This is a genomic window from Salinibacter ruber DSM 13855, assembly GCF_000013045.1.
GTDB lineage: Bacteria > Bacteroidota > Rhodothermia > Rhodothermales > Salinibacteraceae > Salinibacter > Salinibacter ruber.
Window position 1 is genome coordinate 2210322 of record NC_007677.1, and the last position, 26061, is coordinate 2236382.

Consider the following 26061-nt stretch of genomic DNA (forward strand, 5'->3'; position numbering starts at 1 on the left):
GCGCGGCGCTGGCCCTCTCGCCGGCCAGCGACAAGTGCAATTTGTACCTGCCTGGTCCTGACAGTCCAGGAGGGAAGGTGAAGAGGGTGAAGGAAGCCTGCGGACGGATCCGTCCGCATCAAAGCACAGGTTTGAATGTCAGGCGGGCCCGTAGTGAGCACGAGTGACTCACTGATAGGCGACAGTTGTATCATGCCCGGACCTCTACGTTCCACGGCCGTCCTGAGCTTTAACGCGATCTACGACAAAGTCAACCTGCTCCGCAATGGTACAGTCGGTCGTGTCGAAGACGATGGCGTCGTCGGCACGCCGAAGGGGGGCGATGTCCCGGGTCCGGTCCTGCTGGTCCCGCTGTTCGATCTCGGCGCGGACCTCTTCGAAGGTCACCTCCTCCCCTGCTGCCTCGTATTCCTGAAGCCGGCGCCGGGCCCGCTCGTCGATGTCGGCCACCATGAAAATCTTGACCGGGGCCTTCGGGAAGACGACCGTGCCGGTGTCGCGTCCGTCCAGCACCACGCCGCCGTGTCGGTCGGCCTGGGCGCGCCCAATCCGACGCTGCTGCTCCACCATGTACTCACGAACCGGCGCCAGGGTCGAGATGTCGCTCACGACGCGTCCCACTTCCGCGCTTCGGATGCGGTCGGTCACGGCGTCGTCGCCGAGGAAGACCTGCATCGTGTCGCCCCGGTACTCCACGTCGACCGTCAGGGACGGGAGCACGGCCTCCGCCCCCGAGCGGGTGGCGGGCGCCTCGGCCCGCAGAAAGCCGAGGGCCACGGCCCGGTACATGGCCCCCGTGTCCAGATATACGTATTCGAGCCGGGCGGCGGCGCGTTGGGCCGTGGTGCTCTTGCCGGAGCCGGCAGGACCGTCAATGGTGACAATCACGTCGAAAGACTCTCAATGAACATAACGGACGCAACGAGGAGGCCCGGCTAGGGCGTCTGGGCGCCGTCCCCCACGCGCCTGCTCACGACCGTGATGGGGGACGGGTATTGGAGCGGCCCGAGCCTCGTGTCCACGGTCGGCTGCACGCGCAGTTTGAGGGTTTGCGGGGGCGCGTCGCCGTCGATGGCCGCGGCCAGGTCCACGAGGCCCTGTAGGTTGTCGTCAAAAAACCGGACGAGGTCGACCTCCACGTCGACCGGCACGTCCGTGGGCTCCCCGGGCGGCAGAACCACCTCCCGCTCAAACCGACCCGACACTGTCTCCTTGTCTTCAAGCAGGAGGGTCCAGTCCATCTGAGTGAGCCGCGCATCGACACTGTTCGGCGACGGGTTCTCGGCATCCAGGTGGAGGGTGACGGACAAGGGAAGGGACCCGTTGGAGAGGGCCGAGCCAAGCCGAAGCACGTCGGTCGACCGGAGATCATCGTAGGACTGCACCCTCGCCAGGTCCACCCCTGCCAGGCGGGGCTGCGCCACCCGATCGATCGAAAACTGGACCTTGCGCAGGTTGGCGACCTCCCGGAACGCCGTACACCCGGTGGCGGCCAGGAGGAGAAGGCCGAGAACACACGGCAAGACCCATTGGGACCGGAGAACGAACATGGCGCAGCGCCTACACGAGGAGCGCCCGGCAAGAAACAGGGCTTCGGAAAGCGAATTCAGGGGACGGATCAAGAACCCATCGCCTTTTACAAATCTCTCTACCAGTTGCCTCATGCGCAAGCTTAGTTGGGATGAAATTGAGCGGCCGGCTCCCGAAGAGATCCCAACACTGCCAAAGCACCCCGTGCGGCTCGTCGTGCACAACGTGCGCTCGATCCACAACGTCGGATCGATGTTTCGCACGTCCGACGCGGCCCGCATCGAGCACATTCACCTCACCGGCTTTACCGGCACCCCGGAGCACAAAGACCTTCACAAAACCGCCCTCGGCGCACAGGACGCCGTGGAGTGGAGCCAGCACGACGAGCCACGCCCCCTTCTCCGTGACCTGAAAGACGCCGGGTACACGATCGCGGCCCTTGAGCAGACAGACCACACGCAGCGTCCCGACGCGGCCCCGGCCGATGCCTTTCCGATCGCGCTCGTGGTGGGCAACGAGGTGCGGGGAATCGAGCCGGATGTGCTAGACGCGGTCGACCTCGCCCTCGAAATTCCTCAGTATGGCGCCAAGATTTCGCTGAACGTGGGCGTCGCCTACGGCATCGCGGTCTACGACCTGATCCGTCGCTCGCGGACCCTCCTCGGACCGCCTGGAGACGAAGATCGTATGGAGTAGATCAGGGCGTTCTCCCCGCTCCTCCCCTCCCGCTTTCGGCAACCATCTCTCCTCCTTTCATGTCCGAATCGGAAGCGTTTCCACCGCTCTTCGACGAGTTCGACGCGGTCGCTCCTGCGGAGTGGCACGAGCACGTGCGATCGGACCTCGGCGGCACGTCCCCGGAGGCGTTTCTGAGATGGTCGTCCCTCGAAGGGATGTCGCTCCCGGCGTACCTCGCCCCCGAGGCCCTGCGGGAGGCCCTACACACCGACCCGGAAGGGGGCCATCCGCCGCTGGCCCACTCCGGGGACGGGCCGGCCAACACGTGGACCGTGTGCCAACCCATCGGACACCCCGACCCCGAGGTGGCGGGAGAGCACGCCCGGGCTGCCGTCGGCGGGGGGGCCGATGCCCTTCAACTTGCCCCCCCGTTCCTGCACGCCGGTGCCCCTGACACCGCGCCCCGCTCTGCGGACAATCTCGCTCCGATCCTCGACGGGATCGATCTGGCAGACACCCCCCTGCACCTCGGCGGGGGCTCGGCCGCCCCTCCGCTGTACGCACTGCTCCGTGAACACCTCTCGGGCACGCCGGCCGATCCCAGTGCCCCCAAGGGATCGCTTCTGTTTGATCCCGTGGCGGCGGTGGCGTCGGGCGCCGACCCGGCCCAGGCGTTCTCGCTCGCCGACGACCTTGCGGCGGACGCTGCAGAACTGCCGCACTTCCGCACGGTGACCGTCGATACCGGTCCGTACCACGACGCGGGGGCGTCGGCCGTTCAGGAATTGGCCGGCGCGCTCGGGGCCCTCGCCGAACGCCTCGCCCGAAGCACGGAACGAGGCCTCCCGCTTCCCGCCCTCCTCGACAACCTACAGGTCCGCGTGCCCGTCTCGACCTCCTACTTCGTCGAGATGGCCAAGCTCCGCGCCCTCCGCCTTCTCGTGCCCCAGGTCGTCGACGCATTCGCTTCTGAGACTGGGGCGTCCCTCAGCGTGGCCCCCGCCGACGTTTTTGTCCACGCCACGACCTCTCGGCGTGTGGAGACGATCTACGACCCGTACGTGAACATGCTTCGGGCCACCACCGAGGCCATGGCCGCGGCGCTCGGGGGCTGCGATGCACTCACTATCCGGCCCTACGACGGCGCCGTGAGGCCCCCCGATGAGTTCGGCCTCCGCATTGCCCGCAACACACAACTCATCCTGCGCCACGAGGCGCATTTCGACCAGGTGGCCGATCCGGCCGCCGGGTCGTACTACATCGAGACCCTGACCGACCGGCTCGCCCAACGGGCCTGGGCTCAGTTTCAGGACCTCGAGGCGGAGGGGGGGATTGTACAGGCCCTTCGCACCGGCACCCTGCAGACACAAATTGCCGAGACGCGGACGGAACGGCGACGGGCCCTCGACGAGCGGGACCAGGTGCTCGTGGGCACCACGCACTATCCCGCCCTCGATGAACGGCGGCGGGACGACCTCGTGGTACGCCGTGCCTCGTCGGCGAACGGAGACTCCCCCGCCTCCCTCGACGCCTCGTCCACCGATGCGCTCCGAACGGCCCTCCGCGACGGCCACGCGCCCCAGGACGTGGCCTCGGCCCTCCAGTCGGACTCGTCCGGAATCGACCCGTTGCCCCAGATCCGGCTTGCCGAGGAGCTCGAAGCCATCCGCCTCCGGACCGAGGCGCACGCCGAGTCCCACGACGGGCCGCCGCAGGTCTTGCTCGCCCCACTCGGCCCGCCCGCCGTCCGCAGCGCCCGTTCGAACTTCTGTCGCAACTTCCTCGGCGTGGCAGGGTTTGCGATTACGGAGCCCTTGAAGTTCGAGTCCGTCGACGCGGTGGCCGACGCCGCAGTCGAGAAGGACGCCGACACCGTGGTCCTCTGCAGCTCGAACGACAGCTACGCCGACCTGGCCCCTGCTCTCGCCGCGGCGCTTGCCGACCGCGACCGGGAGGCCCTCCTCGGGATCGCCGGTGCGCCCGACGACATCGACGTTGACAACGCCGCTGATTTCTTCGTCCACCAGGGCAGCCCCCTGAAAGAAACGCTCGAAATGCTCCAGGACCGCCTTGGCATCGATGTGATGAGTGATCCGTGATGCGTACGGACCCAGCCGCTCGCGCATCACGCGTCACGCCTCACTCACTCAACCCCAAGAGCCTATGCGTCCCGACTTCTCCGACATCCAGTACGACCCGCCCTCCAAGGCCGACGCCACGCCGACGGGGGACGCGACGTGGTCGACGCCCGAGCAGATTGACGTCGAACCGGTGTACGGGCCCGACGCGCTCGAGGACCTGGATCACCTTGACTTCGACGCGGGCCTCCCCCCTTACCTCCGCGGGCCGTACACGACCATGTACAAGTTTCGGCCGTGGACCATCCGGCAGTACGCGGGCTTTTCGACCGCGGAGGAGTCCAACAAGTTCTACCGCGAGGCCCTCGCGTCCGGCCAGAAGGGGCTCTCCGTGGCCTTCGACCTGGCCACACATCGGGGCTACGACTCCGACCACGATCGGGTGCGGGGCGACGTGGGCAAGGCCGGCGTGGCCATCGACACGGTTGAGGACATGAAGCGCCTGTTCGAGGGCATCCCGCTCGGCGACGTGTCGGTCTCGATGACGATGAACGGGGCGGTGCTTCCCGTGATGGCCTTCTACATCGCCGCCGCGGAGGAGCAGGGCGTCGCCCACGAAGAGCTGGCGGGCACCATCCAGAACGATGTCCTGAAGGAGTTCATGGTGCGCAACACGTACATCTACCCGCCGCAGCCCTCGATGCGGATCGTGGGGGAGATTTTCGCCTACTGCGCCGCGGAGATGCCGAGGTTCAACGCCATCTCCGTGAGCGGCTACCACATGCACGAGGCGGGGGCCCCGGCGGACCTTGAGCTGGCCTACACGCTGGCCGACGGCCTGGAGTACCTGCGCACTGGGCTCGACGCCGGGCTCGGCATCGACGACTTTGCACCGCGGGTCTCCTTCTTCTGGGCGATCGGCATGAACCACTTCATGGAGATCGCGAAGATGCGGGCCGGGCGGATGCTGTGGGCCAAGCTCGTGAAGCAGTTCGACCCGGAGAACCCGAAGTCGATGGCCCTGCGGACCCACTGCCAGACCTCCGGCTACAGCCTCGCCGAGCAGGATCCGTTCAACAACGTGGCGCGCACAACCATCGAGGCGATGGCCGCGGCGTTCGGTGGCACACAGTCGCTCCACACAAACGCGCTGGACGAGGCCATCGCGCTGCCCAGCGAGTTCGCCGCCCGAATCGCCCGCAACACGCAGCTGTACCTGCAAGACGAGACCGACATCACGGAGGCCGTCGACCCGTGGGCCGGCTCCTACTACGTCGAGCACCTCACCGGCGCGCTGGCCCGGCGCGCGTGGACGCTAATCCAAGAAGTCGAAGAAAAGGGCGGCATGACACGCGCCATCGAGCAGGGCCTCCCCAAACGCAAGATTGAGGAGGCCGCCGCCCGCAAGCAGGCCCGCATCGACACCGGCGCCGAGACGATCGTGGGCGTCAACGCCCATCAGACGGAGGCCGACGAGCCCGTCGAACGGCTGGAGGTGGACAACGAGGCGGTCCGGTGCGCACAGCTCGAGCGCCTCGATCGCATCAAGGACGAGCGGGACGACGCTGCGGTCCGAAACGCGCTGAACGCCCTGACCGAAAGCGCCGAGACGGGCGACGGCAACCTGCTGGCTCGTGCCGTGGACGCGGCGCGCAAGCGGGCCACCCTGGGCGAAATCTCGTCGGCCCTCGAAGACGTGTTCGGCCGGCACACGGCGCGGACGGAAACCATCTCGGGGGTGTACGCCTCGGAAGCCGACCACAACGACCACTTCCACGCGGCCCGCGACCGGGCCGACCGCTTCGCACAGGCCGCCGGCCGACGCCCCCGCATCATGGTGGCCAAGATGGGCCAGGACGGGCACGACCGCGGGGCGAAGGTCATCGCGACCTCGTTTGCCGACGTGGGCTTCGACGTGGACGTCGGCCCGCTCTTTCAAACCCCGGACGAGGTGGCCCGCCAGGCCGTCGAGAACGACGTCCACATCCTCGGGATCTCCAGCCTCGCCGGCGGCCACAAGACGCTCGTGCCGGAGGTCATCGACGCCCTGCAGCAGTACGGGCGGGACGATATTCTCGTGGTGGTAGGGGGCGTCATTCCGCACGACGACTACGAGACGCTCTACGACCAGGGCGTGGCCGCCATCTTTGGCCCCGGCACCAACATCGCGGAGGCCGCCACCCAGATCCTCGACGTACTCCTCGACCGGTACGACGAGGAGGCGCCCATCGGGGCGTAACCGACCGCACTTCTCCGCCGCAGGCACCTGCAGTTCCCTCAGTTGTGGCTCCCCTCAATCCCAACCTCGACCACCAGTCCCGGCCGTCCCGCTCGGATGCACGGTCGGCCGCCGACTACGTGACCGGCATTCTCGACGGGAACCGGGTCACCTTGAGCCAGGCCATTACCCTGCTGGAGAGCACCCGCCCGGACCACCGCGACACCGCCCGGACGGTCGTGGAGGAATGCCTCCCCCACAGTGGCGACTCGATTCGGGTGGCCGTCACCGGCGTCCCCGGCGTCGGCAAGAGCACGTTCATCGAAGCCCTCGGGCAGCGGCTCGTGGCGGCGGGCCGCCACCTCGCCGTCCTGACGGTCGACCCCAGCAGCGAGCGGTCGAAGGGCAGCATTCTCGGGGACAAGACCCGGATGGGAACCCTGGCCTCCGAGGAGGACGCGTTTATTCGCCCGTCCCCCACCGCGGGCACCCTCGGGGGCGTGGCCCCCCGAACCCGCGAGGCCATTCTGTTGTGCGAGGCGGCCGGGTACGACACCGTGTTCGTCGAAACAGTGGGGGTCGGCCAGTCGGAGATCAGCGTGCGCTCGATGGTCGACTTTTTCCTGCTCCTCGCCCTGGCCGGCGCCGGCGACGAGCTGCAGGGCATCAAGCGAGGCATCGTGGAGGTCGCTGACGCCATCGCCATCACGAAGGCGGACGGGGACAACCGGGCCCCCGCCAAGGCGGCGCGCGCCGAGTACGAAAAGGCCCTGCGCCTCTTGTCGGACCCCGACTCCGGGTGGGAGCCCCCCGTGCTCACGTGTTCGTCGCAGACCGGCGCGGGCATCGACGAGGTGTGGGGCGCCGTGGAGCGCTACCGCGCCTACACGCAGGAGACCGGCTTCTTTGAAGAGCAGCGCCGCCGACAGGCGCAGCACTGGATGGAGCAGGCCATTGAGCAGCGGCTGCACGAGGAGTTTTTTTCCGATCCCGACGTCCAGGCGGCACGGGGGGACGTGGAGGAGGCCCTCCAGGACGGACGTCTCAGCTCGTTGGCCGCCGCCGAACGGCTCCTGTCCATCTACCGTGATTCAACGAGCTAGCGCCTCACGTCCCGGAACGCCCGACTCACTAAATTTTAACAATATTGCCCGACCTCCTTGGCCGCCCGGATACGCTGTCTCCGCTCGCCATGCTTCCTCCCCACCGCATTCGGCTCCTCCTTCTGCTCGTTCTCGGGGCGGGACTTCTAGGGGGGTGTGCCTCATCCCGGTCGGCGCAGGACGAAGTCGCGGCTCGGGCCGCGGCGGTGGGCACCTGGTCGTACGAGGTCGAGGACATTGCCCCCCTCGACCAGGGCCGCTTCCGCATCACCATGCAGGACGGAGACCTGCGGGGCGTCGTGCGCGATCAGCGACTCGGTCGATTGCGCGCCAGCGTGAGGGTACGCGACTCTCGGTTGGAGATTGACCTCCGGGACCTCCGCATCTCCGGGTACATCGAAGACGGCCGGTTCACGGGGGTTCTCCGCCGGTCTCAGTGGGAGGTGACGACCCGGCGCCAGTCCCGCACCCGGTCGCAGTTCCGCTCGGCGTCGCTGTTTGCCCGTCGCGTTCGGAGTGCCACCGCGGTGGACAAACCAGGGGTTCTGGAGTGCCGCTCTCTCCTGCGGGAGGCTGGCGACTGCGACTGACCTGCGAGAACGGGCGGATCTTTCGGGAAGCCGCGGACTTTCAATAGTCTGACTGTTTTCGAAAAACGCCTCAACTCAAGCCTTTCCCCTTTGTGAGCACGTCGGACCCTTCGGCCGAGCGCCCGCGCGACAACTTTATTTACGACATCATCGACGAGGACCTGGAGCACGGAACGTACGACGGCCGGGTCGTCACCCGGTTCCCGCCCGAGCCGAACGGCTATCTCCACATCGGGCACGCGAAGTCCATCGTCCTCAACTTTGGCATCAAGCACGACTACGCCGACCGGGCCGACACCCGCTGTCACCTCCGGTTCGACGACACAAACCCGGACACCGAGAGCACCGAGTACGTCGAGTCGATCAAGGAGGCGGTGCAGTGGTTGGGGTACGACTGGGAGGAGCACGAGTACCACGCCTCCGACTACTTCGAGCAGTTCTACCAGTACGCGGTGACGCTCATCGAGCAGGGCGACGCGTACGTCGATAGCCTCAGCGAGGAAGAAATTCGGGAGTACCGCGGGACGGTGGACGAGCCCGGCACCCCGTCGCCGTACCGCGACCGATCCGTCGAGGAAAACCTGGAGCTGTTTCGCAAAATGAGGGACGGGGAGTTCGACGACGGCGAGCACGTGCTGCGGGCGAAGATCGACATGAGCTCCCCGCACATGATCATGCGGGATCCCCTCCTCTTCCGCATCAAACACGCCCACCACTACCGGCGAGGGGACGAATGGTGCATCTACCCGATGTACGATTACGCCCACCCGCTGGAGGACGCCATCGAGAACATCACCCATTCGCTCTGCACGCTGGAGTTCGACAACAACCGGCGCGTGTACGACTGGGTGATGGAGCACTGCCTGGACGAGAACGAACTCCCGTCCCGCCCCCGGCAGTACGAGTTCAACCGGCTCAACCTCGGCTACACGGTGATGAGCAAGACGAAGCTCCGTCACCTGATCGAGGAAGACCTCGTGGGGGGGTGGGACGACCCGCGCCTCCCCACGATCTCGGGCCTCCGCCGCCGGGGCGTGCCCCCGAGCGCCATCCGTTCGTTCTGCCGAACGGTGGGCGTGACCCGGTCGCAGAGCCGCGTCCAAATCGGCCACTTCGAGCACGCGCTCCGCGACGACCTGAACGCGAAGGCCCCCCGGGTGATGGCCGTGCTCGACCCGCTGAAGGTGGTGGCCACGAACGTGGACGCGGACGCGGTCGACTGGATCGACGCGAACCACTGGCCGCGCGACATCGACAAGGACGAGACGCGGCCGGTGCCCTTCACCCGCGAGTTCTACATTGAGCGGGACGACTTCCGGGAGGACCCGCCCGAGGACTTCATCCGGCTCGCCCCGGGTCGCGAGGTGCGCCTGCGCCACGCCTACTTCTTTACCTGTGAAGAGGTCGTGCGGGACGAGGACGGCGTCGTGACGGAGCTGCGCGGCACCATCGACCCCGAGACGCGCGACAGCACCGCCCCCGATGGGCGCTCCCCGGAGGGCACGCTGCACTGGGTCTCCGCCGCCCACGGCCTTCCGTTCGAGGCGCGGCTCTACGACCGCCTCTTCGAGGTGCCCGACCCCGACGCCCGCGACGAGCACTTCACCGAGTTTCTCAACCCGGACTCGCTCAACGTCCGACAGGGCGTTCTGGAGCCGGCCGTGCGCGACCTGGAGGCCGACCAGCGGGTGCAGTTTGAGCGGCAGGGCTACTTCTGGCCGGACCCGGAGGCGTCCCGCCCGGACGCGCTCGTGTACAACCAAATCGTGCCGCTCCGCGACACGTGGGGCGAGGACGAAGACGGACTTACGCAGGAGGAGTTGGCGCGGCGACGGCGGGCCAAGGAGCAGCGCAAACAGGAGCAGAGACGGCGCTCGCTCGACGGCAAGACCGACCCCGCCGAGCATCTGGACGACGCCCAACGGGACCGGTTCGACCGATTCCACGACGAGCTGGGCATCGACCGGGAAGACGCCGCCACCATCGCCGGGAACGGCGCACTGGCGGGCTTCTTCGAACAGGCGCTGGCGCACTACGACGCCCCGGTGCCCGTCGCCAACTGGACCGTCAACGAGCTCCTCGGCCGGTTGCAGGACCAGACGGTAGCGGACCTTCCGTTCGGACCGGACGCGTTCGCGGAACTGGTGCGGCTCGTGGACACGGAGTTCATCTCCACCCGCGGGGGCGACGCGGTTCTAGACGCGCTCCTTGAAGACGGGGGGTCCCCTGAACGCATTGTGGACGACCGCGGCCTGCGCCAGGTGGACGACACCGAGGCCCTCCGCCCCACCGTTCAGTCCGTTCTCGACGACCACCCCGACGAGGTAAGCCGCTACCGCGACGGCAAGAAAGGACTGATCGGCTTCTTCATGGGGCAGGTGATGGACGCCACCGACGGCGCCGCCAGTCCCGAGCTTGCCCGCGAGCTTCTGCAGCAGGAACTTGACCCCTCCGCCTGAGGCTGATCGGGCCGCGCGCCTCCCGACCGCTCCCTACCCGAGCGCCTCCACCGCCCGGTGCATCCGGCGAATGCAGGCCTCTTTCCCCACCGCGGCGAGCAGGCCGAACACGCCTGGCCCGTAGGATCGCCCACTCACGGCAAGGCGAGACGGGTGGATGATGGCGCCGGCCCCCACATCCTTCTCGTCGGCCAGGTCCCGGAGCTCCGTTTCCACCGTGTCCGTGTCGAAGGCATCGACCCCCTCCAGCCGATCGGCGTAGGCGAGCAGAAGGTCGGCGGATTCCTCGTTCCAGCGCTTCTCCACGCCCGCCTCCTCGTACGCCTCCGGGTCCTCGAAGAAGTAGCGGTTGTCGGTCACGACCTCCGGCACCACCTGGATGCGATCCTGGACCAGCCCGCAGATGGTCTGGAGGCGATCGTCACTCACGTCGTAGCCGGCCGCCTCCACGTGGGGACGGGCCTTTTCCGCGAGCGCGTCGACCGAGAGGGCGCGGACGTAGTGCTCGTTGACCCAGCGCAGCTTGTCGAGGTCGAACTGCACGCCACTGGCCCCCACACGATCGAGACTGAATGTCTCGACCATCTCGTCGAGGGCGAAGAGCTCCTCCTCCGTCCCGGGGCTCCAGCCCAGGAGCGCGAGAAAGTTGAGGAGCGCCTCGGGCTCGTAGCCGGCCTCCCGGTAGTCCATGACGTAGACCGGAATGCCCAGCTCGTTGGCGTCCCGCTTCGAGAGCTTCCCGCCGTTCGGGCTCAGAATCAGCGGCAGGTGCGCAAAGGCGGGCGGCTCCCACCCTAGAGCATCGTACATGAGCACGTGCTTCGGGGTCGACGAGAGCCACTCCTCGCCCCGAATCACGTGCGAGATGTTCATGAGGTGATCGTCGACGATGTTGGCCAGGTGGTAGGTGGGCATGCCGTCGGACTTCACCAACACCTGGTCGTCGATTTCCGAGGTGTCGAAGGACACGGTGCCGCGGATTTCGTCCTCGACCTGCACCGACTCCTGGCGCGGGACCTTGAGCCGAATGACGTAGTCGTCGCCCTCATCGATGCGCTGTTCGACCTTCTCGTCGGACAGGGTCAGCGAATTTCGCATCTGGCGACGCGTCGAGCCGTCGTATGCCCCATGCTCTTCCCGTAGCTCTTCGAGCTCCTCTTCCGTGTCGAAGGCGTAGTACGCCCGGCCGGCCTCAACGAGCTTCTGGGCGTACTCGTGGTAGTGCTCCGAGCGCTCGGACTGCCGGTACGGGGCGTAGTCCCCGCCCTGCTCGGGGCCCTCGTCGTGCTCCAGCCCCGTCCAGGCGAGGGCCTCCCGAATGTCGTCTTCGGCCCCGGGTTCGTAGCGGGCCTGGTCGGTGTCCTCGATTCGCAGCACGAAATCGCCGTCGTGCTTGCGGGCGAAGAGATAGTTATACAGGGCCGTTCGCAGCCCACCGATGTGGAGGCGACCGGTCGGGCTTGGTGCGAAGCGAACACGAACAGGGGCGTCGGAAGCCATCGTGGACGAGATCGGTGCGTCAGAGAAAGAAGTCGAGACAGGGCACGGGCCCACCCGCCCTGGCGTGTCTGATCGAACAGCGCCGACCAAACAACACGCGGTGCGGAGTTATCAGACGGCACTTTGTAAAGTGGGGTCGCCCCCCGGTTCCCCCACGCACTGGAATTGGCGGGGGATTTGCGAAGCACAATTCCCACTGTCGCCGAGACCAGTCGAGCATGGCGACACGGCTTCGTATCAATCCCTGGTGCAGACGAGGGCTTTCGGTTGGAATCTGCGAGTCCGGGTCGGTAGCATGTAAATGTTTCTCCGGGCCTCTCGTCAAACCGGTGCCCCATTTGTGCGGCCTCCTCCCTCCATGATTCGTCTCGGACGCACGGTCGGCGTTTTCTTCCTCGCCGTCCTCGGCATGGCCTGCAGTAGCGGCCCAGAGGCCACCGAAGTCCCCTCCAGCGCTCCGCCCCCCGACGACGCGATCGTCGCCCGCTACGCCGATACGACCCTCACGCTGGCTGAGTTGGACTCGGCCTTCGTCGACGCCGCGGGTGGCCCCCAAGCTGCGGCCGATAGCTCCCTCCGGGCCTACCGGGACTTCCTCGATCGGTACCTCCACTTTCGCCTGAAGGTGCGTGCCGCCCGTGACGCCGGGCTGGACACCCTCCCACGCATCCGCCGGGAGGTCCACGACTACCGGCAGGAGCGGGCCCGGCCCCAACTTCTGCGGACGGAAGTGTACGCGCCCCTCGCGCGCACCCTGTACGAGCGCCGGACCCAGGCCGTGGACGTAAGCCACATCTTAATCCGCCCCGCCTCGTCCTCGGACACCCTCGCGGCCTACCGCGAAGCCCAGGCCATTGCCGACTCGGTCGGGCGGGGCGTCCCGTTCGGTGACCTGGCGCTACGAAACTCCGACGCCCCAGCGGCCCGCACGGAGGGGCGTCGCGGATACCGAGGCCGGCTCGGCTATCTCCAGGCCGGAGACATCGTGGAGCCGTTCGAGGATCGCATGTACGCGGTTCCGCCCGGCGGGACGAGCGACATCTTTCGGACCAAGTTTGGCTACCACATTCTCAAGGTCCACGACCGACGGCCCGCGGCGCAACCCGTCGAGCTGGCCCACATCCTGCGCCGCCCGCAGGGCGATAGCGCCACCTCCCGCCGCCTGCTCGACTCCCTCCGGACGGAAATTCGGGACGGCCCCCTGTCGTTCGCCGCGGCGGCCCGAGAGTACTCCCAGGACCGGCAGTCGGCCTCAAAGGGCGGGGCCCTCGGGGAGGTCACGCCCCGGGCGCTCCCACCGCCCCTCCGCAAAACCGTAGCGGCACTCGACTCGGCCGGTGCGGTGTCGGGCATCGTTCAGACCCGCTTCGGATATCACCTTCTGAAGCTCATCGACCGGTCGGAGCGGCCCTCCTTCGACGAGGCGTACAGCGAACTGAAGGACCGCCTCGTCGGCCAGCCGCGGGCCGAGGAGCGCACGGCCGCCTTCGCCCGCACGGTTCGTGCGGAGGTGGGGGCCGCCGCGGACACCGCACGGCTTCTCACAATCGCACGGGCCGGCTCGGTGGATTCGCTCGCTCGCCCCCTCCTCACGCATGCCGATACTTTGTCGGGCGCTGCGCGCCCGGCGGCCACCCTGGGCGACTCGGTCTACACCGTCGACCAGATGGCCCGCCACCTCATGCAGACCGACGGGGGCGCCCAAACGACCGTCGCGGAGCTGATGGAGTCGTTTCTAAACGAGAAGGCCCTCCAGTACGCCGCGACCCGCCGCGCCCAGACCGACCCGGCCCTCCGTCGTGAGGTTCAAAAGTACCGCAACGGCACGCTTCTTTTCCACTACGTGCAGGACTCGGTCTGGACGGCCGCGGCCCGGGACACGGCCGGCCTCCGCAAAACCTACCGGCAAAACCGCACGCAGTATCAGTTTCCGGAGCGCGTCCGGACCCTCGTGCTCCGCACCCCCGCAGACTCGGTGCTCCGCCCCTACGCCACGCGTTACGAACGCGATTCGTCGATCACGGCCGTCCTCGATGCGGCCGCGACCGATTCCCTGGTCTCGACCGACACCGTATACGTCACCGACCGCTCCGCGGACGTCTACCGGTCGGCCCGCGCTGCTGCCGACGGGGAGGCCGTGGGCCCGCTGCCCCACGGCGAGGAGTGGCTATTCTTGATCCGGGACGCCCGCCTTCCGCCCCGTCCCATGCGGTTCGAGGAGGCCCGACGCCGCGTCGTCCAGGATCACCAGGACCGCCTTGAACGGCGGGTGCTGCGCCGGCTTCGGGAGCGCTACGACGCGGAGGCGTTCCCGGAACGCCTCCGCCCCCCAGTCAGTGACGCCCCCACCGCCCCTTGATCGCACGGCTTTCTCTGCACCCATGCCCGTCACCGCCCTCCACGCCACGCGCCTCCGTGTCCTCCTTGTGCTTCTTCTCAGCGCAGGGCTGGCCGGATGCCAGACCGAGGCCCCGCCCGACTCGTACGTGGCCCGCGTGGGGACCCACTACTTGACTGGGGCCGACCTAGACCGGATGCTCGCCGGCATGGGCCCTGTTCGCGACTCCACCGAAGCCCGGAAACAGGCAGTCGACCAGTGGGTGACCCGCACGCTCCTGTACCGGGAGGCCGAGCGGCTGAACCTGAGCTCCAACGACGAGGTCCAGCAGCGGTTGCGGCGCCAGCGGCGCGCCGTTCTCGTGTCGGCCCTGCGCACACGGCTCGAAGAGGAGGCCGACGTGCGTCCCACACCGGAGAAAGTGCGCACCTACTTTGAGCGCCACAAGGAGCAGCTGCGTCTCCGGGAGCCGTACGTGCGGGTCCAGTACCTGGCCGCCCCGGACCGCCCCACGGCCCAGACCGCCCGGCAGGCCCTGCGCACGCCCCCCGCGCCGCCCGATACCACTTGGGCCCGCCTTGTTACCGAGTACGCCACGGACACGACCCGGGCCCGCCGGCTGTCTCGCCGCTTCGTTCCGCAGAGTCGACTTGGCCAGCAGGTGCCCGCCCTTGCGGACCGGCTCGCGGATCTTCAGGAGGGGGAGACCACCCCGGTCGTCCAGGCCAGCGGGCGCTACCACGTGCTCCGTCTCGACCGGCGGCTCTCGGAGGGCACGCCGCCGGAGCTCGACTGGGTTGAGCCCAAAATCCGCCGGCGCCTCCGAATTCGCGCCCGGAAACAGATCCACGCAACCGAGGTTCAACGCCTGCGCAACAGAGCCCAGGCCGACGGGACCCTCGAATTGCCGTAGCATTTCCCCACTGCGCCCCGTCGTTCACCCCCTTCGAATACGAGCTGTACTTGCATGCGTCACGTGTGCCGCGTTTTCTCATCTTCTTTCCGATACGGTGGAGGCATACTGCTCGGGGCCGCCCTGCTCCTCGCCAGCCTGTCGCCCGCTCCCGCCCACGGCCAGAACGCTCAGGTGGTGGACCGCATCGCCGCCGTCGTGGGGGATGAGATCGTCCTGAAATCCGAGGTCGACCAGCTCGTCCGCCGCCAAACCCGACAACAAAACGTCTCGTACTCCAACTCCCTCTGGATGGAGGCCCTTCGGCAACTGGTCGACCAGAAGCTTCTGGCGGAACAGGCGCGGCGCGACACGACCATCACGGTCTCGGACCAGCAACTGAGCGATCAGCTCGACCGCCGGATCAGCCAGTACGTCGAGCGCGCGGGAAGCGAGGAGCGCCTGGAGCAGGCGTACGGCAAGAGCATCCTCGAAATCAAAGAACAGTTCCGGGAGGATCTCCGGGGTCAAATTTTGTCTCAGCAGCTGCGGCGGCGGCGCATGCAGAGCATCGACATCACCCCCAGTGAGGTGCGCCAGTGGTTCGAGCAGATCCCGCAGGACTCACTGCCGCAGCTGCCCAAGACCGTTCGCCTCTCGCACATCGTCCGGTACCCGAAGCCGACGGAGGCGTCTCGCCAGCAGGCGAAGTCGCTGATCACGTCCGTTCGGGACTCCATCGTCAACGGCGGCGCGTCCCTGGAGGCCATGGCCCGCCAGTTTTCCGCGCCGGACGCCGCCGGCACCGCGTCCGGGGCCCTCACGGACGTCAACCTCAACGACCTTGTGCCCGAATTTGCCGCGGTCGCGTCCCGAACCCCTGTCGGCCAGATCTCGCAGCCCTTCTACAACGAGAGTCAGAACGGCTTTCACATTCTCCGGATCGACGCCAAGGACGGAAGCACCGTGGACCTTCACCACGTGCTCATCAAGCCCAACGCCCCCACCGGCAAGCGTGCGAAGGAGTACCTGAGCGCCGTGCGCGACACCCTCGTCAACAACGAGGATGTCTCCTTCGAGCGCATGGCGCGGCGGCACTCCGAGGAGGACCGTACGGCCCAAAATGGCGGCCGCGTGACCGACCCGGAGTCTGGGGCGCGCGACCTGGTTCTGGATGCCCTCGGGCCCTCCTGGACCCGGACGATTCGGCCCCTGGAGGCCGGCGACATCAGCGAGCCCTCGCGCGTGCAACTCCTGAACGACGACGAGGCCTACCACATCGTCCGTCTTGACCGCCGCGTGCCCGCCCACCGTGCCAGCCTCGAAACCGACTACGAGCAAATTCGCCAGCGGGCCCTTCAGGACAAGCGCAGTCGAAAGATGCGGGAATGGACCGATCAGCTCCGAGAGAAAATCTACGTGGACATTCGCATCACGGAGTCGGAGCTGACGGCCATGCGCCGCCGCTAAACGGCCCCCGTCTGTCGCCGCTGTTCGTCCGGTCCGGTTGATGGGCCTTGCTCTGCTTCCGAGTCGATTTTCCTATGCCTCCTTCCTCGTCCTCCCCTCCGCAGGACCCCGAGACGCTCGACGACCTCAGCACGGCCTACGACCGCCTTCGGCAGGAGATCGGAAAGGTGATCGTGGGGCAGGAAGACATCATCGAGATGGTGGTGGTCTGCCTCATGGCCCGCGGGCACACCCTCCTGATCGGGGTGCCCGGCCTCGCCAAGACCCTCCTCGTGCGCACCCTCGCCGGGGCACTCGACCTGGACTTTAGCCGGATCCAGTTCACGCCCGACCTCATGCCCAGTGACATCACGGGCACGGAGATCATTCAGGACACCCAGGACGGGCGTCACTTCGAGTTTGCGGCCGGGCCCGTCTTTGCAAACGTGATCCTTGCGGACGAGATCAACCGCACCCCCCCCAAAACCCAGGCGGCCCTCCTGGAGGCCATGCAGGAGCAGCACGTCACCGCCGCGGGCGAGACGCACACGCTGGACGATCCGTTCTTCGTTCTCGCCACGCAAAACCCCATCGAGCAGGAGGGCACCTATCCCCTGCCCGAGGCTCAGCTGGACCGGTTCATGCTCAACCTCTGGCTCGACTATCCCTCGTTCGACGAGGAGACCGAGGTGGTTCGGAGCACCACCGCCGGCCCCCAGTCGGAGGTGTCCCCCGTCATGAGCGCCGACGAGCTGCAGTCCTACCAGGAGTTTGTCCGGCAGATTCCGGTCGCCGACAACGTCATCGAGTACGCCGTACAGCTCGTGACCCGCACCCGCCCCGACTCCGGAGAGGCCCCCGAGTTCATTCAGGACTACCTGAGCTACGGCGCCGGGCCCCGGGCCTCCCAGTACCTCGTCCTGGGGGCGAAGACCCTCTCCGCCCTGGACGGGCGAATGACCCCGGTGGAGGACGATGTGCGCCGGATGGCCGTGCCCGTTCTGCGGCACCGCATCGTTCCGAGCTTCAACGCGGAGGCGGACGACGTGTCGTCGGTCGGCCTGATCGACCAGCTCCTCGACGAGATGTAACGGCATCTTGAGGACGCGGGTCGGGCGGACGAAAACTCGACTCTCAACCGGCAGTAGCACTTCTACGGGGAAGAAAAGAAGGGGTGCTCTCTTGCGAACGAGCGGGCCCGTCCCCGCCCGCTCCCGATGGTTTCTTCACGACGCTGCCGAACGCAGAATGGATGCTTCCCGGTACAGCCGGTTGACCTTTGTGGAACGGGTCGACTTTTCCGAAGAGCTTGCGGTGTTTCGTCTCCGTGCAGACACGCCTGTTGACTTCACGCCGGGCCAGTACGCCACCCTCGGGCTGATGAACGACGACCGCGACCGCCCACTGCTTCGCCCCTACTCGGTCGCCTCGGCCCCCGGAGAGACGGAGCTCGAGTTCTTCATTGAGCGGGTGGACGACGGGGCGCTCACGCCGAAGCTCTGGGACCTCGACCGGGGGGCAGACGTGTGGATGCGGAACAAAATCGTCGGCCGGTTCACCCTGGATCCGGATCGCACCCACCACCTCATGGCGGCGACGGTGACCGGCGTGGGGCCGTACGTCAGCATCATTCGGGATCAGCTCCAGAAACTTCGGGCCGGGGCCCTGGACACGCCGGACCCGATGCTCGTCCTGCACGGGGCGAGTCGATCCTGGGAATTGGGCACGTATCTCGACGAACTTCAGGCGCTCTCCGATCAGGTGGAGTGGTTCGAGTACGTTCCCACCGTCAGTCGTCCCTGGGAGGATCCGGAGTGGGACGGCGAGTACGGGCGGGTTGAGGATGTCCTGCGGAAGCACCTGGACGCCACCTCGTTCGTCCCGTCCGACAGCGCTGCCTACACCTGTGGGCACCCAAAAATGATCGACAAGGCCCAGGGCATTCTCCAGCGGGCCGGCTTTGAGGAAGACGCAATCCACGAAGAGAAATACTTCGTGGAGCGTAACGGGGACGGATAGTCCCCGCAACCGCGAGCAGAGGGCCCCGGTAGGGAACCGTACACCAGACGGTAGATTTGCCTGTGGTCCACCGAGGACGGAGGAAGAGTCCCTGCCTGCCCCTCACCAGCCCCCTCACGGGATTGCCCCATGCTTGGTCGCCTGATTCTGCTCTTCTTGCTCACGCCCGCAGTGGAGTTGGCCCTCCTCATCCAGGTAGACCAGCTGATCGGGTTCTGGGCCACAATCGCGCTGATCATCGTAACCGGCGTCGTGGGGAGTCACCTCGCCCGCCGAGAGGGACTGTCGACCTGGGGCCGCCTCAACCGCCGACTGCAGGCCGGAGACCTGCCCGGGAAAGAACTCGCCGACGGCGTCATCATCCTGGTAGCGGGCGCCCTGCTCATCACACCCGGCATCCTGACCGACGTGATTGGGTTCTCCGGCCTGATTCCCGTCACCCGCACCCGCTTCCGCAACGTGCTGATGCGCTGGTTCCAGGGCAAGGTTGACCAAGGGACCATGCAGGTGCAGTTTGGCATGTTTGGGGGCCCTACCGCCTCCGATTCCAAGGGGGCGAATGTCCCCCCTCGTTCCCCCGATGGCCCCCGCCGGTCCGCCCCGGACGACACGTGGGAGGGGCGGCCTCAGGACCGACCCAACCACGCAGACGAACCGCAGGGAGACGGGAACGGAACGGCCTCGTCTTCCCCCTAGCCCCAGGGCTCAGACCGCCCAACGACGCTCACCCGCCGTGCCCGTTCATGCGCACGTTCACGTCCCAGGCCTGTGCCAGGGACGAGATGAGATCCCGCTCGGTCCGGGTGAGGGGGCCGTCGGCCCGAGCCACGGTGTAGAGGTCGTCGAGGGCCGTCAGGCGATGCGTGCTTGACAGCGCTTCTTTCAGCGCCTCCACCGAGTCGTAAATGAGGTCTTCCCGGGGCTGCTCCGCGTACACCTGCAGCGCCCGCCGCACCACGTTGCGCAACTCCTCCAGCGACCGCTCGGGTTGCCACTCCTGCAGCCGCTCTACCATCACGTCTACCGTGCTCCCCGACAGATCCTCGTCGGCAGCGTGTCCCACGAGGATGTAGAGAAAGGCCAGCTCGTGAATGAGCCCCCAGTCCTCCCCCCTCCGCTGCACGACGGCCGACGTATTTTCCAGAAGGTCCTCGCTGAGGGCCTTGAGCGACCACGCGTCCGCCAGTGTGTGGATGAGCCCCTGTTCTCGCTCCAAGAGCACCCCGTCGGCCTCCGCAATGCGAATCAAGTGCCGAATTGTGTCGCGCCGCTCCTCGGGAGAAAGGGCCGACCTGAGGTCCTGAACGGCCCGCCGGAACTCCGCCTCGGCCTCCCGCTCGGTAAACACCGTAGCGGCCTCCACGATCAGATCCTGGACGGCAGGCTCGTCCATCGACTCCCACGCCTGAAGGGCGTTTTTGAGGACCCGGAGCTCCTCGTCGCTGAGCTCGTGGTCGGTGCCGTAGGCCAGGGCAATGTATACGACCGCCAGGTCGTGTGTCGTCGTCCAGTCGCTGGAAGCGTTCATGGGAGCAAGGGCTGAATTCACAGGACGCCATGTCGCAAGTATACAGAACGACCGCCCCGAAACGCAACGGGGCCGGGACGGCCGCCCTGAAGCGGGAGGGCCGGCGCCGTCAAAGACAGCCAGACATCCGACGGTTTCCCTGTGAAACTGGTCGTGATCTATTCCCATCGGTGTTGCATTCGTCCAGATTTACCACCGATGTTGAGTGTGTTGTTGCGTTCAGTTCCTGATGTCCTTTTCATCCGTCCCTTCTGCCATGCCCGCCATTGACCCTGACGCCCTGGAGTCTCAGGTTGCCCAGCGGCTTGATCCCCACGGCAGCGACGGCGTCCAGTCGGCCCTTTCCGGGGTTGTGGACCTGGAGGCCCTGGAGGAACGCCGCTACGGCGAGGTGCTTGGCGCCATCGACCAGCGCCTGACTCAAAGTCGGTACTCACTGCTGTCGATGGTCGTTGCCGGGATTTATTTTGGGCTCCTCGTGGGGTTGTGGCTGGTCGATGGGTCCACCTGGAGCCGCATCGCCCTCTGGCTCGCCCCCACACTCCTCGTGGCGGTGTATGGGCTGTACGCCACCCACCAGACCGTGCGCCAGATCCGCCACCTATCGGAAACGCGGGCCCTTCTCCAGATTCTGATGAACGGCCCGTCCGCAGACGGATGACTGGCATTTCCACGACGCGTTAGCTGGGGGAGAAAGGAGCCTAAACGCCGCTCCCACTCCACTCAGTGCCCCCGCCCAACGCCTTTCTCCTGAATTTCTCCTGGTTAATGTTCCCCCCCGCCACCTATCGTTCGCGGCGTCGCACACTCGTTGAGCACGAGCGCCCGGACTCCGGCCTCGTACTGCTGCTCGGAAATCGGCGCTCGCCGCGCAACTACGTCGATAACCCCCACCCTTTCCGCCAGGACGGCACCTTTCTCTATTACTTTGGGCTCGACCGCCCCGACCTGTACGGCCTCATTAACCTCGACGCGGGCGCCTCGACCCTGTACGGCGAAGAGGCAACCCTCGACGACGTCGTGTGGGAAGGCGAGCAGACCGCCCTCCGGGAAGACGCCGCCGCGGTCGGCATCGACACGGTCGATCCGCCTTCTGCGCTCGATGCTCGAATCGCGCAGGCCCGCCAGCAGGGCCGCCCCGTTCACGTCCTTCCCCCGTACCGCGACGAGCACCGGCTCCGCCTGGAGACGCTGCTGGGCCGCCCACACACCCAACTCGACGACGCCGTCTCGGAGCCCCTGATTCGCGCCGTGGTCCGGCAGCGGTCGGTCAAATCCTCGGAGGAGGTGGCCGAAATCGAAACGGCCCTCGAACGCACCGCCCAGGCCCACGCCTGTGCCCAGGAGCGTGCGATCCCTGGCGCGTCCGAGCAGGAAATCGTGGGCGCCATGACCGGCCTCCTGACGACCGAGGGGAGCACCTTCTCGTTCACACCGACCTGTTCGGTGCGGGGCGAGGTGCTACACAACCACTCGTACCCGAACACCCTTGAGGAGGGCGACCTTCTTCTGGTGGACGCCGGGGCCACCTCCCCATGTCACTACGCCGGCGACGTGACCCGCGTAACGCCGGTCGGAGGGGGCTTCACGCCGCAACAGCGGGCCATCTACGACGCCGTGCTGTCGGCCCAGACCGCCGCCATCAACGCCGTTGCCCCCGACGTCCCTTTCATCGAGATCCACAAGCACGCCGCCCGCACCCTCACGGAGCACCTCATCGACCTGGGGCTCATGCAGGGCGCCGCCGACGAGGCGGTCGCGGCGGGGGCCCACGCCCTCTTCTTCCCGCACGGCCTGGGGCACATGATGGGCCTCGACGTCCACGACATGGAAAGCCTGGGGGAGACGTTTGTGGGGTACGCCGAGGACCAGACGCGGCCGGACCAGTTCGGCCTCCACACCTTGCGCCTGGGGCGTCCCCTCCGGCCCGGATTTGTAATCACCGTGGAGCCGGGGTGTTACTTCATCCCGCCGCTCATCAAGCAGTGGCGGGAAGAGCGACGACACGAGCGGTTCATCAACTACGAGCGGGTGGAGGACTTCCTCGGATTCGGTGGGATCCGCATTGAGGACGACATGCTGGTGACCGAAGATGGGGCCCGGATCCTGGGGCCCGACATTCCGAAGGCGCCGGGCGAGGTGGCCGATCGGGCCGGTTCGTCCCGTGCCGCCTAGCGTCGAGGGGAGGGCGTGTCCGCGAGCACGGCCGATCAGTCCGCAGCGCGACGGCCCAGGGACAGGGAGTGCTCCTCCCCCGTGGGTTCTCCGAACAGGTGCGTCCCGGCGTCCGCAAGCCAGAGCCCCACCTCCGCGACGGGCTCGTTGACCACGGCGGCCCAGGCCCGCGCGTACGCTTGGAGCTGTTGGACATAGGCATGGTCGGGGGACAGCGTCTCCGGCGGGCGCCCCTGGACACGATCGGTCTTGTGGTCGACGAGCGTCCAGCGGCCGTCCGCCCGCCAGGCCAGGTCGATCACCCCCCGACGCACCACGGGGGTCTCGCGCCGAACAGCGTGGGCGATCGGGTACTCGGCGTACACACGATCGGCGCCCTGCACCCGCCCCCACACACGGCTGTCCAAAAACCGCTGGACCATCGTCGTGGCCCGCTCAACGGCGTCGGGCGTGTCCTCTGCTCCTGTGCGTTCGAGAACGGACGCCGCCACTGACTCGTCGGTCCACGGGGTGGGGCGGCCCGTGCGGACGCACTGCTCCAAGAGCTGGTGGATTGCTGAGCCAAACGCCTCTCCGTAGCCCTCCGACGCCAGAGACGAGCGCACGGGGGAGGCGCGGTCGCCGTCGGTGACGGACTCCGTCCGGTACGAAGGACGGGACTGCGCCTCAAGCTGAGCGTCTCGCCCGGCGCGCTGATCCGTCAGGGCAGGGGCGGGCGCCTCCGGCCGGTCGCTGGAGGGCTCCGCGTCCGGGCGCCCCAGTTCGGGAACGTCCGCCGCGTCCAGATGCGGGTAGAGGGGCGCCCAGGGGCCGTCGTCCGGTTTTTCCGGGTAGGTCGACACGACCAATAGATTCTGTGCCCGGGTGGCCGCCACGTACAGGAGGCGCCGCTCCTCGGCCGCCTCGTGGCGCTCTTCGCTCTCGCGGAAGCTCTCGTCCCGCCCGTCTACGGGCCTCTCCCACCCCAGCGGCGGGTGCGTCACCCGTTCGCGGTAGCCGCTTCCCTGCACGATTGGGGCGACGAGCTCACCGGCCTCCCGGCGGAGGTGACGCCGCACCGACGGCCCGCCGCTCCGGCTGTACGGATCGGCCAGGAATACGACCGGCGCCTCCAGCCCCTTGGCCTGGTGCACGTTCATCACGCGCACCGCATCGTCGCCGCCCGTCTCCAGGGTCATGCCGTCCACCTCTTCCTCCCCGTCGACCACCCGCTGCAGCTCGTCCAGCACCTCGGCCCACCCGAGTCCCTGGGCGGCAAGATCCTGCACGTAGGTGATCGTGCGGAGCACGCGCCCGGCCCGGAGCGACCCCTCGGCCGCGTCCGGCGGGTGGGCGGCCCCCGCGAGCAGTCCCAGGTCGTCAATGAGTTGTTCGATCGCGACGCCCGGACGCTGCTCGTGGAGCCGGCGCCGCGCCGCACGCAGGTGTCCGAAGGCCTCTTCGAACCGTTGCGCCGTCTCGTGCGGAAGGGCCTCCAGCACAGACGCCGGCACCGGCTCGTGCATGCGACCAAACTCGCCACCGGCCCGCGAAAACCGGTACAGGTCATCGTCGCTCGCCCCCACGAGGGGCCCTTTCAGGTACGCCACACACGCCACCTCGTCGTCCGGTCGGAGGGCGCAGGTGAGCAGGTCCACGAGGGCTTTCAGCTCGGCCGCCTCGCCCAGGTCTTCACTCCCGGTGACGGTGTACGGGATGCCGCGCTCGGCCAGGGCCTCGGCGTAGACGGAAAGGCGCGACTTGGTCCGCGTCAGAATGAGGAAGTCGGAATAGTCCGCCCCACCGGCGAAGAGCGCGCCGTGCCGGTCCGCCCCCCTCCCGCTGCGCCCGCCGTCCCGAGCGCCTTGAATGAAACGGGCAATGCGCCCGGCGTCCTGTGCGGCGATGTCGGTTCCCCAGTTCCCCCGCACCTTGTCGAGGTTGATCCGCCGCACCCCGTCCACGTCCCGCTCTGTCGTGCGCTGGGGATCGAACGGGGTGTACGTGGCCTGACGGTCCATCAGGTCCGCGTCGTCGAAGAGAGCCCCGAATGCCGCGTCGCACCAGTCACAGATGACGTCGAGCGAGCGGAAGTTCTTGGTCAGCATCACGGCCTCGCCCCCCGTGTCTTCGATGCGCTCGCCGACGGCCTCGAACACCTCCATGTCCGCCCGCCGGAATCGGTAGATGGACTGCTTGTCGTCCCCGACGATGAACAAGCTGCCCGGAAGCGGGCGGCAGTCGGTCCAGGTCGTCTCGGTCGGATTGCGGCTGGTGAGGTAGAAGAGCAGCTCCGCCTGCAGCGGATCGGTGTCCTGAAACTCGTCGACCAGCAGGCGGGGGTGGCGCTCCTGAATGGTCGTTCGGAGGCCGGGGTGGTCGCGCAGCAGGTCCCGGGTGCAGGCGAGCAGGTCGTGAAAGGTAAGCCGCCCCTCCGCCTGACGGAGAGACGCGAACCGCTCCACGGCCGGGCGGACGAACGCCACGACCTCCTCGTGGACGTAGGCCCGCCACCGGCGCAGGGCCGGCTGCACCACGTCGCGCACCAGCGCGGGCAGGTGCTCGTCTCGCAGGGTCCGCGCCCAGTCGTAGGCGTCCGTGTGCGGGCCGCGCCAGCACTTTAGCGTCACGTCCGCCGACTCCTCGTCGGCCACGCCGGCGAACAGCTCAAGGAGCTCGGCGCGCTGTGCCGGGGTCTCCACCCCTGTCTGCGCAATCAGTTTCTCCGCCCTGTCGAACGCCTGCATTGCGTCGTCGCGGCCTTCGGGCAGCGCATCCGGACGGCGGGCCTGCCACGCGTCGAGCTCGGCCCGCACCGCCGCCGCGGCCTGCGTCAGGTCGGGGACGGTGTCCGGGGCGTTGACGTACGGGTCCAGCTCGGGGTGTTCGCACAGCCGTTCAAAGTAGGCGTCCAGGTCCTCCGGCTCCAGGCCCAGGCTCGTGAGCGCCTCCATGCGGGCCGGCCGGTCGGCCCGTACGGTCTGGAGGTAGTCCTGCCAGGCGCGGTCACGGAGCTCTCGTTCCTCGCGGTCCTCCAGGCCCGCGACGAAGCCGGGCGGCAGGTCTGCGGCGATCGGCCGCTCCCGCAGGAGGCGCGCGCAGAAGGCGTGGATGGTGCCGATGAAGGCCTGCTGCGCATCCCGGAGGGCGGCCGTGACCCGTCGTCGCTGCGGGCCTTCCGCCGGCAGTGCGGTCTGGGCGCGCCGGAGCTCCTCGTAGAACCGTTTGCTCATCTCCCCGGCCGCCTTCCGGGTAAAGGTGATGGCCGTAAGGTCCTCCACCGGCACCCCCGAGCGCACGAGGGCCACCATGCGGGCCACGAGGGCCGTCGTTTTGCCGGAGCCGGCCGCCGCCCGGACGAAGAAGTTCGTGTCCGGTTCAAAGGCCGAAAGGGTCGGCACGTCGTCTTCCTGCCACGGACCAATCCGCCGGCGGACGGCGGCGTCGTCGTACGTTGAGGAGGCCGAGTGGGGGGCGGACATGGGCGCGGTTCAGTGTGGGTGAGAAACGACAGGTGAAACGGCC

At 67.6% G+C, this 26061-nt stretch carries 19 protein-coding genes; 14 read left to right on the forward strand and 5 right to left on the reverse strand.

Annotation, left to right across the window (positions count from 1 at the left end):
- Nucleotides 1–204: 204 nt before the first annotated feature.
- Both cmk and SRU_RS09435 read right to left on the reverse strand, forming a co-directional pair.
- Nucleotides 205–888: a (d)CMP kinase gene (gene cmk / locus SRU_RS09430; RefSeq protein ID WP_011404530.1), complete on the reverse strand. Its 684-nt coding sequence runs from the start codon at nt 886–888 to the stop codon at nt 205–207.
- Between the two features lie 47 nt (nt 889–935).
- The gene (locus SRU_RS09435; protein ID WP_237701698.1) at nt 936–1523 is read right to left on the reverse strand and encodes an LEA type 2 family protein; all 588 of its coding nucleotides are present in this window, start codon (nt 1521–1523) and stop codon (nt 936–938) included.
- 139 nt (nt 1524–1662) lie between these two features.
- On the opposite strand from SRU_RS09435, the gene SRU_RS09440 reads away from it, so the two are divergent.
- From SRU_RS09440 to SRU_RS09465, 6 genes are all read left to right on the forward strand, one after another.
- A complete protein-coding gene (locus tag SRU_RS09440; protein WP_011404532.1) occupies nt 1663–2226 on the forward strand; it encodes a TrmH family RNA methyltransferase in 564 nt (187 codons plus the stop codon).
- Between the two features lie 59 nt (nt 2227–2285).
- Nucleotides 2286–4307, forward strand: coding sequence for a methylmalonyl-CoA mutase family protein (locus tag SRU_RS09445; protein WP_112904191.1), 2022 nt, complete (start codon nt 2286–2288; stop codon nt 4305–4307).
- Nucleotides 4308–4371: 64 nt separating this feature from the next.
- Nucleotides 4372–6525, forward strand: coding sequence for a methylmalonyl-CoA mutase (scpA, locus tag SRU_RS09450; protein ID WP_011404534.1), 2154 nt, complete (start codon nt 4372–4374; stop codon nt 6523–6525).
- A gap of 44 nt (nt 6526–6569) precedes the next feature.
- On the forward strand, nt 6570–7607 hold the full coding sequence (gene meaB, locus SRU_RS09455; RefSeq protein ID WP_011404535.1) for a methylmalonyl Co-A mutase-associated GTPase MeaB: 1038 nt from the start codon (nt 6570–6572) through the stop codon (nt 7605–7607).
- Nucleotides 7608–7651: 44 nt separating this feature from the next.
- Nucleotides 7652–8197: a hypothetical protein gene (locus tag SRU_RS09460; protein WP_011404536.1), complete on the forward strand. Its 546-nt coding sequence runs from the start codon at nt 7652–7654 to the stop codon at nt 8195–8197.
- A gap of 92 nt (nt 8198–8289) precedes the next feature.
- Nucleotides 8290–10656, forward strand: a complete 2367-nt coding sequence (locus tag SRU_RS09465; RefSeq protein ID WP_011404537.1) for a glutamine--tRNA ligase/YqeY domain fusion protein — start codon at nt 8290–8292, stop codon at nt 10654–10656.
- Between the two features lie 33 nt (nt 10657–10689).
- Here SRU_RS09465 and gltX read toward each other — a convergent pair whose 3' ends face one another.
- Complete coding sequence (gene gltX / locus SRU_RS09470) at nt 10690–12156, reverse strand: glutamate--tRNA ligase (protein ID WP_112904198.1); 1467 nt, start codon at nt 12154–12156, stop codon at nt 10690–10692.
- A 358-nt stretch (nt 12157–12514) separates the two neighbouring features.
- Here gltX and SRU_RS09475 point away from each other — a divergent pair, with 358 nt between their 5' ends.
- From SRU_RS09475 to SRU_RS09500, 6 genes are all read left to right on the forward strand, one after another.
- On the forward strand, nt 12515–14515 hold the full coding sequence (locus SRU_RS09475) for a peptidylprolyl isomerase (RefSeq protein ID WP_237701699.1): 2001 nt from the start codon (nt 12515–12517) through the stop codon (nt 14513–14515).
- A 22-nt stretch (nt 14516–14537) separates the two neighbouring features.
- Nucleotides 14538–15407: a peptidylprolyl isomerase gene (locus SRU_RS09480; protein WP_112904202.1), complete on the forward strand. Its 870-nt coding sequence runs from the start codon at nt 14538–14540 to the stop codon at nt 15405–15407.
- A gap of 54 nt (nt 15408–15461) precedes the next feature.
- A complete protein-coding gene (locus SRU_RS09485) occupies nt 15462–16856 on the forward strand; it encodes a peptidylprolyl isomerase (RefSeq protein ID WP_011404541.1) in 1395 nt (464 codons plus the stop codon).
- Nucleotides 16857–16930: 74 nt separating this feature from the next.
- Nucleotides 16931–17926, forward strand: coding sequence for an AAA family ATPase (locus tag SRU_RS09490; protein WP_011404542.1), 996 nt, complete (start codon nt 16931–16933; stop codon nt 17924–17926).
- Nucleotides 17927–18083: 157 nt separating this feature from the next.
- Nucleotides 18084–18854 (forward strand): ferredoxin--NADP reductase, encoded by a 771-nt coding sequence (locus SRU_RS09495; protein ID WP_013062236.1) that lies wholly within the window; start codon nt 18084–18086, stop codon nt 18852–18854.
- Nucleotides 18855–18983: 129 nt separating this feature from the next.
- Entirely contained in the window at nt 18984–19550 is a 567-nt protein-coding gene (locus SRU_RS09500) for an FxsA family protein (protein ID WP_011404544.1), read from the forward strand.
- 28 nt (nt 19551–19578) lie between these two features.
- Here the strand turns inward: SRU_RS09500 and SRU_RS09505 are convergent, their stop codons facing one another.
- Nucleotides 19579–20382: a TerB family tellurite resistance protein gene (locus tag SRU_RS09505; RefSeq protein ID WP_237701700.1), complete on the reverse strand. Its 804-nt coding sequence runs from the start codon at nt 20380–20382 to the stop codon at nt 19579–19581.
- A gap of 256 nt (nt 20383–20638) precedes the next feature.
- On the opposite strand from SRU_RS09505, the gene SRU_RS09510 reads away from it, so the two are divergent.
- Entirely contained in the window at nt 20639–21043 is a 405-nt protein-coding gene (locus SRU_RS09510; RefSeq protein ID WP_103017016.1) for a hypothetical protein, read from the forward strand.
- Between the two features lie 107 nt (nt 21044–21150).
- Entirely contained in the window at nt 21151–22557 is a 1407-nt protein-coding gene (locus SRU_RS09515; RefSeq protein WP_112904206.1) for an aminopeptidase P family protein, read from the forward strand.
- Between the two features lie 35 nt (nt 22558–22592).
- Here SRU_RS09515 and SRU_RS09520 read toward each other — a convergent pair whose 3' ends face one another.
- Nucleotides 22593–26018: a UvrD-helicase domain-containing protein gene (locus tag SRU_RS09520; RefSeq protein WP_112904208.1), complete on the reverse strand. Its 3426-nt coding sequence runs from the start codon at nt 26016–26018 to the stop codon at nt 22593–22595.
- Nucleotides 26019–26061 lie beyond the last annotated feature (43 nt).

Excerpts from the sequence above, each read along its gene's own strand:
- SRU_RS09440 (WP_011404532.1), top strand. The coding sequence starts at position 1,663 with ATGCGCAAGCTTAGTTGGGATGAAATTGAGCGGCCGGCTCCCGAAGAG.
- SRU_RS09445 (WP_112904191.1), top strand. The coding sequence starts at position 2,286 with ATGTCCGAATCGGAAGCGTTTCCACCGCTCTTCGACGAGTTCGACGCG.
- scpA (WP_011404534.1), top strand. The coding sequence starts at position 4,372 with ATGCGTCCCGACTTCTCCGACATCCAGTACGACCCGCCCTCCAAGGCC.
- gltX (WP_112904198.1), bottom strand. The coding sequence starts at position 12,156 with ATGGCTTCCGACGCCCCTGTTCGTGTTCGCTTCGCACCAAGCCCGACC.
- SRU_RS09475 (WP_237701699.1), top strand. The coding sequence starts at position 12,515 with ATGATTCGTCTCGGACGCACGGTCGGCGTTTTCTTCCTCGCCGTCCTC.
- SRU_RS09480 (WP_112904202.1), top strand. The coding sequence starts at position 14,538 with ATGCCCGTCACCGCCCTCCACGCCACGCGCCTCCGTGTCCTCCTTGTG.
- SRU_RS09485 (WP_011404541.1), top strand. The coding sequence starts at position 15,462 with ATGCGTCACGTGTGCCGCGTTTTCTCATCTTCTTTCCGATACGGTGGA.
- SRU_RS09490 (WP_011404542.1), top strand. The coding sequence starts at position 16,931 with ATGCCTCCTTCCTCGTCCTCCCCTCCGCAGGACCCCGAGACGCTCGAC.
- SRU_RS09495 (WP_013062236.1), top strand. The coding sequence starts at position 18,084 with ATGGATGCTTCCCGGTACAGCCGGTTGACCTTTGTGGAACGGGTCGAC.
- SRU_RS09500 (WP_011404544.1), top strand. The coding sequence starts at position 18,984 with ATGCTTGGTCGCCTGATTCTGCTCTTCTTGCTCACGCCCGCAGTGGAG.
- SRU_RS09505 (WP_237701700.1), bottom strand. The coding sequence starts at position 20,382 with ATGAACGCTTCCAGCGACTGGACGACGACACACGACCTGGCGGTCGTA.
- SRU_RS09510 (WP_103017016.1), top strand. The coding sequence starts at position 20,639 with ATGCCCGCCATTGACCCTGACGCCCTGGAGTCTCAGGTTGCCCAGCGG.
- SRU_RS09515 (WP_112904206.1), top strand. The coding sequence starts at position 21,151 with ATGTTCCCCCCCGCCACCTATCGTTCGCGGCGTCGCACACTCGTTGAG.
- SRU_RS09520 (WP_112904208.1), bottom strand. The coding sequence starts at position 26,018 with ATGTCCGCCCCCCACTCGGCCTCCTCAACGTACGACGACGCCGCCGTC.